The 14280-nt window shown below is 48.1% G+C and carries 9 protein-coding genes; 7 read left to right on the top strand and 2 right to left on the bottom strand.

Going from position 1 to position 14280, the window contains the following annotated elements:
* Nucleotides 1-19 precede the first annotated feature (19 nt).
* Entirely contained in the window at nt 20-2845 is a 2826-nt protein-coding gene (locus tag DXN05_RS15290; protein ID WP_116848140.1) for a TonB-dependent receptor, read from the bottom strand.
* Nucleotides 2846-2997: 152 nt separating this feature from the next.
* Here DXN05_RS15290 and DXN05_RS15285 point away from each other — a divergent pair, with 152 nt between their 5' ends.
* Entirely contained in the window at nt 2998-4353 is a 1356-nt protein-coding gene (locus DXN05_RS15285) for a PQQ-dependent sugar dehydrogenase (protein WP_116848139.1), read from the top strand.
* A 498-nt stretch (nt 4354-4851) separates the two neighbouring features.
* On the opposite strand, the gene DXN05_RS15280 is transcribed toward DXN05_RS15285, so the two are convergent.
* Nucleotides 4852-5976 (bottom strand): epoxide hydrolase family protein, encoded by a 1125-nt coding sequence (locus DXN05_RS15280; RefSeq protein ID WP_116848138.1) that lies wholly within the window; start codon nt 5974-5976, stop codon nt 4852-4854.
* Between the two features lie 326 nt (nt 5977-6302).
* On the opposite strand from DXN05_RS15280, the gene DXN05_RS15275 reads away from it, so the two are divergent.
* The 6 genes from DXN05_RS15275 (at nt 6303) to DXN05_RS15250 (ending at nt 13992) form a co-directional block, all read left to right on the top strand.
* Nucleotides 6303-6875: an RNA polymerase sigma-70 factor gene (locus tag DXN05_RS15275; RefSeq protein WP_116848137.1), complete on the top strand. Its 573-nt coding sequence runs from the start codon at nt 6303-6305 to the stop codon at nt 6873-6875.
* 16 nt (nt 6876-6891) lie between these two features.
* Nucleotides 6892-7875: a FecR domain-containing protein gene (locus tag DXN05_RS15270; protein ID WP_116848136.1), complete on the top strand. Its 984-nt coding sequence runs from the start codon at nt 6892-6894 to the stop codon at nt 7873-7875.
* Between the two features lie 7 nt (nt 7876-7882).
* Entirely contained in the window at nt 7883-9607 is a 1725-nt protein-coding gene (locus DXN05_RS15265) for a carboxypeptidase-like regulatory domain-containing protein (protein ID WP_116848135.1), read from the top strand.
* A 139-nt stretch (nt 9608-9746) separates the two neighbouring features.
* Complete coding sequence (locus DXN05_RS15260) at nt 9747-10820, top strand: hypothetical protein (RefSeq protein ID WP_116848134.1); 1074 nt, start codon at nt 9747-9749, stop codon at nt 10818-10820.
* An 87-nt stretch (nt 10821-10907) separates the two neighbouring features.
* Complete coding sequence (locus DXN05_RS15255; RefSeq protein ID WP_245975221.1) at nt 10908-13190, top strand: TonB-dependent receptor; 2283 nt, start codon at nt 10908-10910, stop codon at nt 13188-13190.
* Between the two features lie 4 nt (nt 13191-13194).
* Entirely contained in the window at nt 13195-13992 is a 798-nt protein-coding gene (locus DXN05_RS15250) for a DUF4249 domain-containing protein (protein WP_147313933.1), read from the top strand.
* Nucleotides 13993-14280 lie beyond the last annotated feature (288 nt).

Here is a 14280-nt window from a genome sequence, read left to right as displayed (position 1 = left end):
AATAAACCCGGTAGTGCTTTTACAGGTTAATTACAAAGCGGGTGAATAACCGGATGCCGTTAAAGCCCATCTGTACTGCATCCCAGGCCCCGCCGGTTTCACCGTCGTAGGCTGCATACTTGGCACCTTTTACATAACCCAGGTCGGGGTGCACGTTAAAAATATTGTCTGCACCTACAAACCAGGTAACACCTTTTGCCAGTTTATAACTTACATAAGCATCGGTAACCAGTTTGCCATTGTAGTTAAACAGTTCGGGTACGGTAACATCGGGGTTGGCGTCGAGCGGTACAATGGGGTTAATGCCCTGGCCTGCATAATCGCCTGTCCAGCCGTAACCCAGCAGTTTAATCCTGCCGAAGTAAGTAAGATGGGTGCCCACGCTGAATTTGTTGATGCTGTAGTCGATGGTGCCGCCCAGTTTAACCGGCGGTGCAGAAGCAAGAATGTAGCGCTGCTCCCTGTCACTGAAAAATTCCTGGCGGTGCAGATAGCTGTCGTTCAGTTTCTGCGGCACATTGATCTTGTCTATTTTCATGTGCTGTATGTTGCCGGTAAGCAATACATGCAAACGCTCCCTGTTGCTGAATTTATGGTTGTAGTCAAATACCAGGTCAACGCCGATGTTGGTGGTGTTGACAGCATTGGCAAAGAACTGGGCATTGTCGATATGCAGGGTTTGCAGTGCATTGATAAACTCTGGGTCGAGCGTGCTGTCGCCTGAGCTGAACTGGCCCGATAACACAATACGGTCTTTCACTTTTACATAATAACCATCTACTGTAATGGTGAAGTCAGACACGGGTTTCCAGGAGAAGCCGAGGCTGGCGTTGATGGATTTTTCCTGTTTCAGTTCTGATATACCGGCTGCCCTGGTAACGGGGTCGAAGTTGGGGGCTATTTTTACTTCGGTAATGTTGCCGCCCTGTACATTGGTGAATTGAGAGCTGTAGTTGATCTGCTGCAGCGATGGTGCACGGAAACCGGTACTCACCGATGCACGTACGTTAAATTGCTGCGCCAGTTTAATACGTGTGGCCAGTTTGTAGTTGCTGGTAAAACCAAAGTCGTTGTAATTCTCCAATCGCACAGCAGCGCCCAGTAACCATTTTTTGGTGATATCCAGTTCTGCATCTGCAAAGCCTGCTATGTTAGAGCGGTTGGCGTTGGCTACATCGGTTGGCCGGTAGCCGGGAAAACCCTGTGCGCCGGTGGCCTTGATAAAGTTGGGATCGTAGTTGGTATACGATGATTGTTCGCCGGCTTTTATTTTATATTGCTCGTAGCGGTATTCTGCGCCCAGTGCCAGGTTCAGGCCTTCTGCCACATCCATCTGTTTGTCGAAGGTGATGTTGGTGGTGTTTTGCAGGAAGCTGAATCCGCCGTCATCAAAATGGGTTTGACCACTTCCGGCAGATGCGTTGAATGTTTTGTCTCCATAAAAATGAAAGTCATTGCGACCGAAGGTGTTGCTGAAATCCCAGGTCCAGTTACCGGCTGTTGTGCCTTTTAAACCTGCAGCAACAGATACATCGCTGATATGTGTTTGTATATGCGGATCGTAGATGGTATCGTTAGGCTCACCATCGGGCGATTTTACGCTGTACATGATGCCTGGCACATAAATCACGTTGCCGTTTGCATCAGTGGGAAAGCGGTCGTCGTGGCCGCTGGAAGACGGGTTGTAGCCATGCAGTGTGCGGGTGTAGGCGAAGGCATCGGATGATTTGTAGTTGTATCCGCCGAATGCATAGAAGGTGGTTTTGCTGGTGCCGAAAGGTATTTCCATATTCACCATACCGCCGCCAGAAGTAACTGATCCATCGCCATGCGCTCTTCTGCCTGTATTAATGGGCAGGCCGGTTGCATAACTGGTATCGTTGACCTGCCGGAAGGTTTTGCCCTGTGTAAGGAAGTTGCCTGAGAGGTTAATGAATCCGCCGTGCCTGCCGATTGCCACACCATCATTAATGCCAAGTGAAAAAGTATTGCCGTCAATGCTGTTGCTGTAGCGGTACTGGCCCATAGACCGGGAGAAATAGGTATTGTATTTATGATCGTAATAACCCGAATAACCGGCGTTTACATTGAGATGGTTTACGTCTTTTTTCAGGATGATATTGATAACACCGGCAATGGCATCTGAACCATATTGCGCAGAAGCGCCATCGCGCAGTATTTCCACGCGGTCTATAGATGCTTCGGGTATGGCGTTTAAATCGGTGCCTGAATTACCGCGTCCGCGCGTACCAAACACGGCAACAAATGCGGTCTGGTGGCGGCGTTTGCCGTTTACCAGTACAAGCGTTTGATCTGGCCCCAGGCCACGTAGCGTAGCAAGGTCAATCTGGTCGGCGCCGTCACTGCCGCTTTGTTTGTTGTAGTTGAATGATGGTGCTGCGGCATTGAGTACTGAGGTAAGATCCATTTTAGCAGTGGGCAGGGCAGCCTGGTTTACGCTGATGATATCTACCGGTACCGGTGTTTCTGTTTTGGCGCGTCCGCTGCCGCGTGTGCCTACGAGAACCACCTGGTTTAATTCGGTAACAGCTGCTACAAGTTGTATGTTCAACTGGGTTTTTCCCTCCACATGTACCAGTTGCAGGGCATAACCTACATAACTTATTTCCAGTACATCTGTGGGGTTTACCTGCAGGCTGAAATAACCATTCTTGTCAGTTGTGGTGCCGCCCCTGGTATTGCTGCGTTTTACACTTACGCCCTGCAGCGGGGTGCCTGTTGCCGCATCGGTAATAGTGCCTGATAGTGCTGTTGTTTGTGCGCTTGAAAAGTTGCCAGCAAAAAGGCAGATGGCAATGCCCATGGATAGTAGTAGTCGTCTCATACATTCGCAGTTTGTATAATTTACGTTTTTTGGCGTATAAAAGCGTCATTTTCTTGCTGAAAGGCTGTGCTGCATGTCTTTCGGCGGGCACACGTTCTTTCACTAACAATTGCATACGGTACATGTTTTGTATTGGCAAAAGAAAAACACCTATGCAAAGCATCCTTTTGATAGCCTGTACGGCTGTAACGCTGACCGTTTGCAGTTGCCAGTCATCACAGAATAAGACACAGGCAGCGGCCGATTCCGCTGCTGCCAGTCAGCCGCCGCAGCGAATAAGCACCGGAGAAGGAGATACGGTTACACTGCCGCCGCCATTCCAGTCAAAATCAGTCAAAAACTTCAGTCATGTGATCAGCTGGCCGCAGGGACAAATGCCTGTTGCGCCGCCCGGTTTTACCGTAAACAGGTATGTAGTGAATATTAAAAGCCCGCGCTGGTTGTATGTATTGCCGAATGGCGATGTGCTGGCCGCACTGGCTAATACGGAAAGCAAGGGTATCAAGGCTGTGAAAGACATTACCAGCGGTAAAATAAAATCGGAACACACCGATCAGAGCGCTAATGTGATACTCCTGTTCCGCGGACTGAAAAATGGTGTACCTGAAGTGAGGGATACGTTTTTAACAGGTCTCAACCAGCCGTTCGGCATGTTGCTGATCGGTAATAATTTTTATGTAGCAAATACAGATGCTGTGTGGCGTTACCCATATACCAGCGGCCAAACAAAGATTACTGCAAAGGGGCAAAAAATTATGGATGTGCCGCCTGCAGGTTATAACAATCACTGGACACGTAACATTATCACGAATGCAGACCAGTCGAAGCTATTTGTTACAGTAGGTTCCGGCAGTAATGCCGGTGAGCATGGTGTTGATAAGGAAGTACACCGCGCGAATATCTTACAGGCCAATCCCGATGGCAGTGATGTGAAAGTATATGCCAGCGGACTGCGTAATCCCAATGGCATGGCGTGGGCGCCCGGCACCAATACGTTGTGGACGGTAGTGAACGAACGTGATGAATTGGGCGATGACCTGGTTCCTGATTATTTTACCAGCGTAAAAGAAGGCGGGTTTTACGGATGGCCGTTCAGCTATTATGGTCAGCATATTGACCCGCGTATTCCTGCAAAGGAACAACGGCCTGATCTTGTAAAAACAGCACTTGTGCCCGATGTGCCGCTGGGGTCACATACCGCGTCGCTGGGACTTGTTTTTTACACGGCAAAAGCCTTTCCTGATAAATACCAGGGCGGTGCCTTTATTGGGCAGCACGGCTCCTGGAACCGGTCGCAGCTGGCAGGTTACCGTGTGGTGTATGTACCCTTTAAAAACGGGAAGCCCAGTGGCAGGCCGGAAGATTTTTTGACCGGTTTTATCGGCGATACTGCAAAGAGTGAAGTATATGGGCGCCCGGTGGGTGTGGCTGTCATGAATGATGGTTCTATGCTGGTGGCAGATGATGCGGGGGATGTTATATGGCGGGTAAGCGCTTCCTCAAAATAAACCCGGCTATGGCAAAACAGCAGCAGGTTACCAGGGTACTGTGCTGCTGCTGTTGATTGTTTGTACCCCGTGTTTCAGTATACTGCCTGTACATATTACCGTAGTGCCTTCGTGTAAACCTTCTGAAACACAGGGCTCAGTCAAAAATAAAAACCGCTGCAGCATGGCCTTGCTGCAGCGGTGATGTATGATTACAGAAATTTAATCAAACCTTTTTAACAGTTGGCACGGATTTCCTGCCTTGAAATGCGTGTACTTAAGATAGCGCTTTACCGGGTCAGTAAGGCTGCAGGCAATGGTACGTTGCCCGCTTACTGAATCTGTGTAGGCGCATCTTTTTTTCTGAGAATAATAAGCAGTTCCAGTATAATCAGCGCATACACAATCATTCAAATCAAGGCCGCACTACAAGCACAATGCCTGCACCAAAACCATAGGGCAAAAAAGAAACAATAATGCCGGAAGAAAGCCAAACAGGAAACATCGGGTATTTTGTTGCTACAGGTTGGTAAAGAAACGGGTAATATCATCTGCCAGCAGCCGTGGCTGCTCCATGGCTGCAAAATGGCCGCCTTTGTTAAAAGTGCTCCAGTGTTGTATATTAAAAACGCGTTGTGCCAGGCTGCGGGGCGGGAAATTGAGCTCTTGGGGAAACTGCGCAATGCCGGTTGGCGTTTTTATTTTTTCGCCGGGGTTAAGCTGGAAGGGCGACTTGCTGTTTTCGTAATACAGGCGTGTAGAAGAGTGGATGGTTTGCGTAACCCAGTACAGGGTTACGGTGGCGAGCAATTGTTCTTTGCTGAAGCAGTTTTCAATAGAGCCTCCGTTATCGCTCCAGCTATTGTATTTTTCTACAATCCATGCACACAGTCCCATTGGTGAATCATTTAATCCGTAGGCAAGCGTTAATGGTTTGGTGGCATGTATATGTGCATAGGCTCCCTCATCGGTAACCCATTGCTGTTGCCGTTTGCGGTATTCATTTTCTTCATGGGTTAACTGTTCGCCTTCGTTTAAAACCGGCAAACAGGAAGAAGGGATATAGTTGAGGTGCAGTGCTTTTACATATTGCGGATAGCTTTTGGCGAGCGCGATACTGATGCCTGCACCGAGATCACCTCCCTGTGCACCAAAAGCGGTATAGCCCAGTTTCAGCATAAGCTTGCACCACAAATCGGCAATGCGCTGGCTGTTCATACCGGGTTGGGTTACGGCAGGAGAAAAGCCAAAGCCGGGAATGGAAGGTATAATGAGGTCAAAAGAAAACTGTGGATTTTCTGTGAGCAGGGGAATCAGCGGCATCATCTCCATAAACGATCCTGGCCAGCCATGGGTAACCAGCAAAGGGAAGCTTTTGGCACCTTTGCCCTTGATGTGCATAAAATGCAGCTGGTGGTTGTCAATATCTGCAATAAAATTTGGGTAAGCGTTGATGTGTGATTCTGTTTTGCGCCAATCAAAACGGTGCAGCCAATAATTGGCCAATGCCTTCATGTAAGCCATGCTGCTGCCATAATGCCACCCGCTTTCGGGTATTTCATCTGGCCAGCGGGTAACACTAATCTTCTGCTTCAGGTCTTCCAGCAAGTCTTGCGGAATCCTGGCAGTAAAAGAACGTATCATACTAATTTTTAAACGGGGTGTTAATGGACGCCGTCAAGTTAGTGCTAATTTCTTGCAAAAGCCAGTTGCACATGCAAAAAAACGCTATATAAATCACTGTAATTAAATCGATAGCGAAACATTGATTTGTTGCAGCGCCAGGATGATCACAAATAGGTGCACAAGGTGAAATATCCGGGTGATATGGTGCATATTTGCCGGGGAAGGAATGCGTATAAAAAAATATAGCATTGCCGTAGGGGTAAAAGGATTACCGTTTGTCATTACCTTAAAGGAAGGCATTGACGGAAGCTGTTATATTTGAGCGTAAATATCAAACCGTACGAATGGAATTGCATGCTACGGATACAGTAGCCGTTTTATACGATAAGGGTGAATGGGCATTTGAGCAGGCTTTTAAGCAACACTTCAAGGCACTGCATGCATATGCCTGCACCATTGTGCGCAATGATGCTACTGCAGAAGAGCTGGTGCAGAATGTGTTTGTGCGGCTGTGGGAAAAATCAGACCGCATCGATATCAAACAGTCGCTTGCTGCCTACCTCTACCGCTCGGTATACCATGAAAGTCTGAACCACCTGAAACACCAGAAGGTAAAAACCGCTTATCAAACTTATTCATCGTATCATATGTCACCCAATACAGAAGGTGCTTCCAGGAAACTGCTATTGCGCGATCTTGAAGAGAAGCTGGACCAGGCGCTGCAATCGCTTCCGGAACAATGCCGCACCATTTTCCAGATGAGCCGGTTTGAAGAACTGAAGTATCACGAAATTGCAGGGCGGCTGGGCATTTCTGTTAAAACCGTGGAAAACCAGATGGGTAAGGCATTGCGGCTGTTAAGACTGAAGCTGGTTGATTTTTTACCTATGCTGCTTTTATTCCTCCTGAACCTGTAAACCGTACGCATTGAAAATGGAATCATCCGATATTATTGACGAGCTGCTGGTAAAATACCTGCTGGGCGAAGCTTCTGCTGCAGAGCGGCAGCAGGTGGCGCAATGGCTGGCATTATCAGACAACAACCAGCGTTATTTTCAGCAGTTCGAATTAATCTGGCAGCAAAGCAAACAACTGGCTGCCACCAGTGAAGTAGACGAAGAAGCTGCCTGGCAACGGTTTAAACAACGCCGCAGCAAGCCCGCGCAGGAACAGCCTGCACCGGTAAAAAACATGCGGCAATGGCTGCGCCCGCTGATGGCGGCTGCTGTGTTACTGCTTATTTCAACAGGTGTTTGGCTATGGCATGCCTACAACAGCAACCGCCTGCTGAACCTGTATGCACAGGATGCCGTAGTAACCGATACACTGCCTGATGGCTCAATCGTAACACTGAATAAACAATCATCTATTCATTATATGGCGCATTTTACAGGAGGTGAGCGCGCCATCACGCTTTCGGGCGAAGCTTTTTTCAACGTGGCCCCGCGTGCAGACAAACCCTTTATCATTTACGCCAGCGATGCCGTGATAAAAGTGTTGGGTACATCGTTTAACGTGCGCACCAAAGCGCGCGAAACGGAAGTGATTGTAGAAACCGGCAGCGTGCAGGTAAGCAAACACCAGTATGCCGTACAGTTGCAGCCCAATGAAAAAGCCCTGGTATCTGACGAAGATGTAAAACCGCTGAAACAGGTTAACAGTGATGAACTGTACAATTATTATCGCACCAAAACATTTGTCTGCAATAAAACGCCCTTATATAAACTGGTAGACAAACTGAACGAAGCATACAATGCCCATATTGAAATAGCCGGCAGTAACCTGCGCAACCTGCAGCTTACCACCACATTTCATAACCAGTCATTAAACGAAATCCTGGAAATAATCAGGCAAACATTTCAGCCTGCTGCCAGCCTTAGCATTGTGAAGGAGGGAGATAAGATTATTATCAGGTAATACCCGGATGAGTGATCATTTGATGAATGTAGTCTGTCGCCTGCTGTTGCTGGTGCTTTTGGCACCGGCCGGCCGTGTTTGCGCACAATCTGTTTTAACAAAGGATATTGTATTACACGCAGAACAGCGACCGCTTGGCGAGGTATTGAACAGGCTGGGGAAGCAGGGAGGCTTTTACTTTTCGTACAACAGCATCCTGCTGAATGCAGACAGCCTGGTGAATTGCCATGCCGTGCATGTACCTGTTAAAAATGTGCTGGACGGCTTGCTGGGCGGGCGTTTTGAATACCATGAAACACCCGGGTACCTCATTTTGCTGCCCGCTGCATCGGTACGTGAGCATTGGTTTTACATCAGCGGTTATGTGACGGATAAAAACTCAGGCTCTTATGTTTCGGGGGCCAGTGTATACGAAACGCAGCAGCTGGTATCGGCACTCACCAATGACAAAGGTTATTTCAGGCTGCGTTTACGCGGGCGCTATGCAGCGGCCACCATTAATGTAAGCAAGGATATGTACCAGGATACCGTGCTGCCTGTTGCAGCAGGGTACGATCAGCAATTGCAGCTGAGCATTGTACCGGCGCCTGTTGCCGAGTTAACGCCTGTGGTGGTAACCAAACATGTGAAAGTGGAAAAGACCTGGCTGGGCCGGTTCTTTCTCTCTTCCAAACAAAAAATGCGCAGTCTTAACCTCAATAGTTTTTTTACCACCAAGCCCGTGCAAATGTCAATTACACCGGGTCTCAGCACGCACAATAAAATGGGCTCACAGGTAGTGAACAAGGCTTCCTTAAACATACTGGGCGGGTACACGGCCGGTTTGGACGGCGCAGAAGTGGCCGGACTGTTTAACATCAGCCAGCGGAATGTACGTTATGTGCAGCTGGCCGGTTTATTCAACGTAGTGGGCGGGCATGTATATGGCGTGCAGGCCGCGGGTTTCAGCAATACCGTACTCGATTCACTGAATGGCGTGCAGCTGTCCGGTGGTTTTAATATCATCAAAGGCAGTATGGGCGGTGTGCAGGCAAGTGGTTATTACAACCATGTATCTTCCAATACACATGGTGTACAGGCTACAGGTATTGTGAATATTGCGGGTGGTGAAGCACATGGCGTACAGCTGGCAGGTATAGCCAACATCGGCCGCAGATTGGTGAACGGCGTACAGGTGGCAGGCATACTCAATTACACACACAAACTGAAAGGTGTGCAGATAGGGTTGATCAATATTGCCGATACATCGCGCGGTTACAGTATCGGTTTAATCAACATCAGCAAAGTAGGGTATCACCAGCTGCTGGTATATGCGAATGATGTTACCAATGTAAACCTGGCCTACCGTGCAGGTAACAAAAAGCTGTACAGTATTTTACTGGCAGGTATCAATACCACTGCAGGTAAAAAAGCATTTGGCTTCGGTTACGGACTGGGCACCGGTTTTTACTTCACACCTGCATTTGCGCTTACGCTGGAAGCCACCGCACAACAACTGTATCTCGGCAGCTGGAACAACCTTGCCCAATTGTACCGTGCACATGCTGCATTACAGTACCGTATTGCAAAAAACATTGCCCTTTTCGCAGGGCCTGCGTATAACTTTTACCACACCGAAAAACCGCAAACTGCCGAAGGGTACAAATACTTTCCCCTGCGTGAGCATGATATTACCAATGGCAAAGGGCTGTTCACCTGGACGGGCTGGCAGTTCGGGATTGCGTTGTTCTAGAAAGGTTCAATTGTTTCATTGTTTAAAGGTTTAAAGTGTGATGTTCGTTATTCCTTTCTGCTCTTTAAAAATAAATTTACCTGCGGCGTAGGGGGAAAGTATCCATTGCTTGTCGAATTACTCAAACAAAGCAACAGCAGTGGAAAAAAGAAACATACCATTTTACACACGCAATAGTAAGGCAGCATTACTCGTTATAGGTTTATGCATTGGCTTATCATTACACGCACAAAAATCAGCACCGGCGCATGTTGGCCTGGTGTATCCCATCAGTACGAACGGTACGGCAGCGCCGCAATACAGCAACGGCTTTTCATTACATGCCATTGCAGGCGTATCGCGCACAGAGCGTAATGTAGCGCTCGCAGGCTTCTCCAATATTATACTCGACAGTGCCAGGGGGCTGCAGACTTCCGGTTTCTACAATCATATCGGCAATACGGCGAAGGGCGTAACGCTGGCCGGTTTTGCCAATTATACCAGGCACCAGTCGAACGGCGTGCAGGGCGCAGGCTTTCTTAACCTGTATGGTGGCGGTAAAGGGCTTGCAATGGCAGGCTTTGGCAACATTGTTACAGGCAGGCATGCGCAGGCAGCTTACAAAGGCGTACAGCTGGCCGGTTTTATGAACAGGGCAGGAGATGTAAACACCCAGGTGGCAGGGTTTATCAATATTGCACGCAAGGTAAAAGGCGTGCAGCTGGCAGGGTTTATCAATATTGCTGACAGCAGCGATTACCCTATCGGCATTGTGAACATCATTAAAAACGGCGAAGGCTATATAGGCGCTGCCATTACAGAAAACTACACCGGGTTAATCAGCTTCCGCTCCGGCGGCAGGGTGCTGTATGGAATACTTGGACTGGCGTATAATTTCAGCAGTGAGAAAAACAGGTATGGACTGGAGGCTGGTTTGGGTGCGCATTTGGTACGTGCCAAACAATGGCGCCTGAATACAGAGTTATCCAGCACCTGGCTAACTGATTTTAAAGGCGGCGATTATTTAAACGGCGCGCTGCGTATACTGCCATCGCTGCGTGTAGCGAAAAGTGTAGCGATATACGGCGGGCCAACACTCAACTTTGTAGCTGCAACCATTACAAGAAACAGCGACCTCAGTACACACTATTTCTGGCATAAAACAAGTGGCGATCATATTTACGGTTTATATTGCGGCGTTATGGGCGGGGTACAGATTGCCATTTTCCAATAAACAAAACCAGTTCTGTTCAATTAACCAGTTCTTATGCGAAAAGCAACGATCACACCAGTTCTTATCATGTGCATCATTACGTTTTGTATGGCTGTTGTTTCTCCCGTACTGGCACAACAGCGTTACACCATCAGCGGTGCTGTCCGATCGAAGAAATCGGGTGAAAGCATTATCGGTGCAACGGTAACCGTGCAGGGAAAAAACACAGGCGTAGTAACCAATGATTACGGATTCTTTTCACTTACCCTGCCACAGGGCAGGTACACAGTAATTATTGCAGCTGTGGGTTTACAGGCACAACAGATTGAAGTAGACCTTAACAAAAACACGGAGCTCAACACGCAGCTGCAGGAAGAAAGCAATACCCTGCAGGATGTTACCGTGAGCGCGCAAAGCAAAGGCCGCAGCATCAGCAGCACACAAATGGGTGTGGAGCACCTCTCTATCAAGGAAACCAAAAACATTCCCGTACTGCTGGGTGAACGCGATGTATTAAAAACCATGCAGCTGCTGCCCGGTGTAAAAGCCGCAGGCGAAGGTAACAGCGGGTTTTATGTGCGTGGCGGCGGGGTAGACCAGAACCTGATTCTGCTGGATGATGCACCTGTGTACAATGCATCGCACCTGCTCGGTTTTTTCTCAACGTTTAATGCAGATGCCATTAAAGACGTAACGCTGTACAAAAGCGGCATGCCCGCACAGTACGGCGGCAGGTTGTCTTCTGTGGTAGACGTGCGTATGAATGATGGCAACAACCAGGACTTCCACGTAAACGGCGGTATCGGTTTAATCTCGGCAAAGATTGATGCGGAAGGCCCGATAGAGAAAGATAAATCTTCTTTCCTGGTAACAGGACGCAGGACTTATGTAGATGCGTTTCTCAAGCTCAGCAACGATTCTACCATCAACAAAAACAGCCTGTACTTCTATGATCTGAATGCCAAGCTCAACTTTAACCTCGGCAAAAACGACCGCCTGTATGTATCCGGTTATTTCGGCAGGGACAAGCTGGGCTTCAACAATGTGTTTGGCTTAACCTGGGGTAATGCCACCGGTACCGTTCGCTGGAACCACAACTTCGGATCGAAGCTGTTTGTGAATACATCGGCCATATTCAGCAACTACAACTACAATATCGAGATCAACGACAATGGCAGCGATTTCAAGATATTTTCACAGCTGCGCGACTGGAACCTGAAGCAGGACTGGCAGCTGTACCTGAACCCACGCAACACCATTCGCTTTGGCTGGAACAGTATTTACCATACCATCCGCCCCGGTGAAGTAACCGCCACATCCGGTTTGCATGATACCAGTTTCCAGAACAGGTATGGCTGGGAGAATGCCGTATACCTGAACAACGACTGGAAGGTAGCGCGCAATTTTAACCTCTCGTATGGTATGCGCTTGTCTGTTTTCAGTGCGCTGGGCAAGGGTAATTTCTATGATATAGACCACAATGGTAAAATACTCGATACGACTTACTACAACAGCGGCGCTATCGTAAAAACCTATGTATATCCTGAACCAAGGCTGGCATTGAGTTACCAGTTCAACAGCAGCTCTTCTGTAAAAGCATCGTATGTACGCAATACGCAGAACATGCACCTGCTCTCCGGATCAAGCGCTTCGTTGCCAACAGACAAATGGATTGTGACCAACAATATCATTAAACCCGAGATCTCTGACCAGTTCTCCGTTGGCTACTACCGCAACCTGAAAAACAATATGTATGAGTTAACAGTAGAGGCTTACTACAAAACCATGCAGCACCAGATTGATTACCGCGATGGCGCTGATATTTATTCAAACGACGCGATTGAAACACAGCTGCTGTTTGGCAGGGGCAGGGCCTATGGTATTGAGTGGCTGCTGCGTAAAAAAGCAGGCCGTTTTACAGGATGGGTAAGCTATACACTGTCTAAATCTGAAAAACAGATCGACGGTATCAACAACAACCAGTGGTACAATGCCAGGCAGGACAGAACGCATGATATTGCCCTTGTTGGTATGTACCAGCTCAATAAAAAATGGTCCTTATCTGCCAACTGGGTATACTACACCGGTGATGCCGTTAGTTTCCCAAGCGGCAAATACAAAGTGGATGATCGTGTAATCTTTTATTACACCGAGCGCAATGGTTACCGCATGCCGGCCTACCACCGTCTTGACCTGGGTGCAACACTGCAGCTGAAAAAGCATAAGAAATATTCTTCTGAGCTTTCATTCAGCCTGTACAATGCCTATGGCCGCAAGAATGCTTACGTGATCACTTTCCGCGAAGCCAAAGACAACCCGCAGCGTACAGAAGCGGTGCAGACTTCTTTGTTCAGCTTTGTTCCATCTGTTTCGTATAACTTTAAATTCTAAGCAAGTGACCAGAAATACATTGATAGGAATGGCTGTATGCCTGCTCTCCGGTGCAGCAGCCTGTACCAAGGTTATTCATACCGATTTGAGAAGTGTACCTGCAAAGTATGTAGTGGAGGGTAATGTCACCAACCTGGCAGGTCCGTATACAGTACGTATTACACAAACCAAAAACTTCGAGGAAGACAATACATTCCCCGGCGTAAGTGGCGCAACTGTTACCATTACAGATGTACAGGCTGCTTTCACTGAAACACTGAAAGAAGTAAGTGCAGGTGTGTACCAGACGCAGCAACTGCAGGGTAAAATAGGCAGTACTTACCAGTTGCAGGTAAACGTGGGTAGCAATGTATTTACCGCCAGCTCTACCATGCCGAGGCAGGTGCCGCTGGATAGCATTTATGTATTAGACCAGGCGCTGTTTGGTAAAATAGCCAAGGTGATTGTGCCTGCCTATACCGATATACCGGGCCAGGGGGATAATTACCATTTTGAACAGATCATCAATGGCAATGTGGACAAAACCATCTACTATGGCAACGATGATTTTACCGATGGTGAAACCAATACGTTTTCCCTGCGCCGCAACGATCCTGACAGTACGCTGCATGTGGGCGATCATGTGGTAATTGAAATGCAGAATACCGACAGGCCGGTGTACAACTACTTTTACAGCATGGATCAGTCGGCCACGGGCGAAGGCAATGGCATACCTGCCAACCCGGTTACCAATATTACCGGTGGTGCGCTGGGTTATTTCAGTGCATATACTTCACAGTCTAGGGCGATCACGGTGAAATAGCATCAATCGTGAAGTGAATAGTCACTAGTGAATAAAACAGCCGCCGTTGCCGGTGTCCCCACCGGCAACATTCGCTGCAATCATCTCGATTGTCGATTCCCGTTTAGGCATTTTTTGTCCGAAGGACTTCTTCGGTAACATATAATACAATGCTGCGCCTGCAGCTTTCTTAAAACCGGCGGCTGGTGAACACTGGCTGCCGGTTTTTTGTTATCCAGTAAATGGCTTCCTCTTTTTCCGCAAAAAGTAAAATATTTCTTCTGTTCATTCGTCCAACTTCATAGCCGG

It is taken from the genome of Deminuibacter soli (assembly GCF_003412455.1).
Taxonomy (GTDB): Bacteria; Bacteroidota; Bacteroidia; order Chitinophagales; family Chitinophagaceae; genus Deminuibacter; species Deminuibacter soli.
This window is presented reverse-complemented; position numbering and strand designations above follow the sequence as displayed.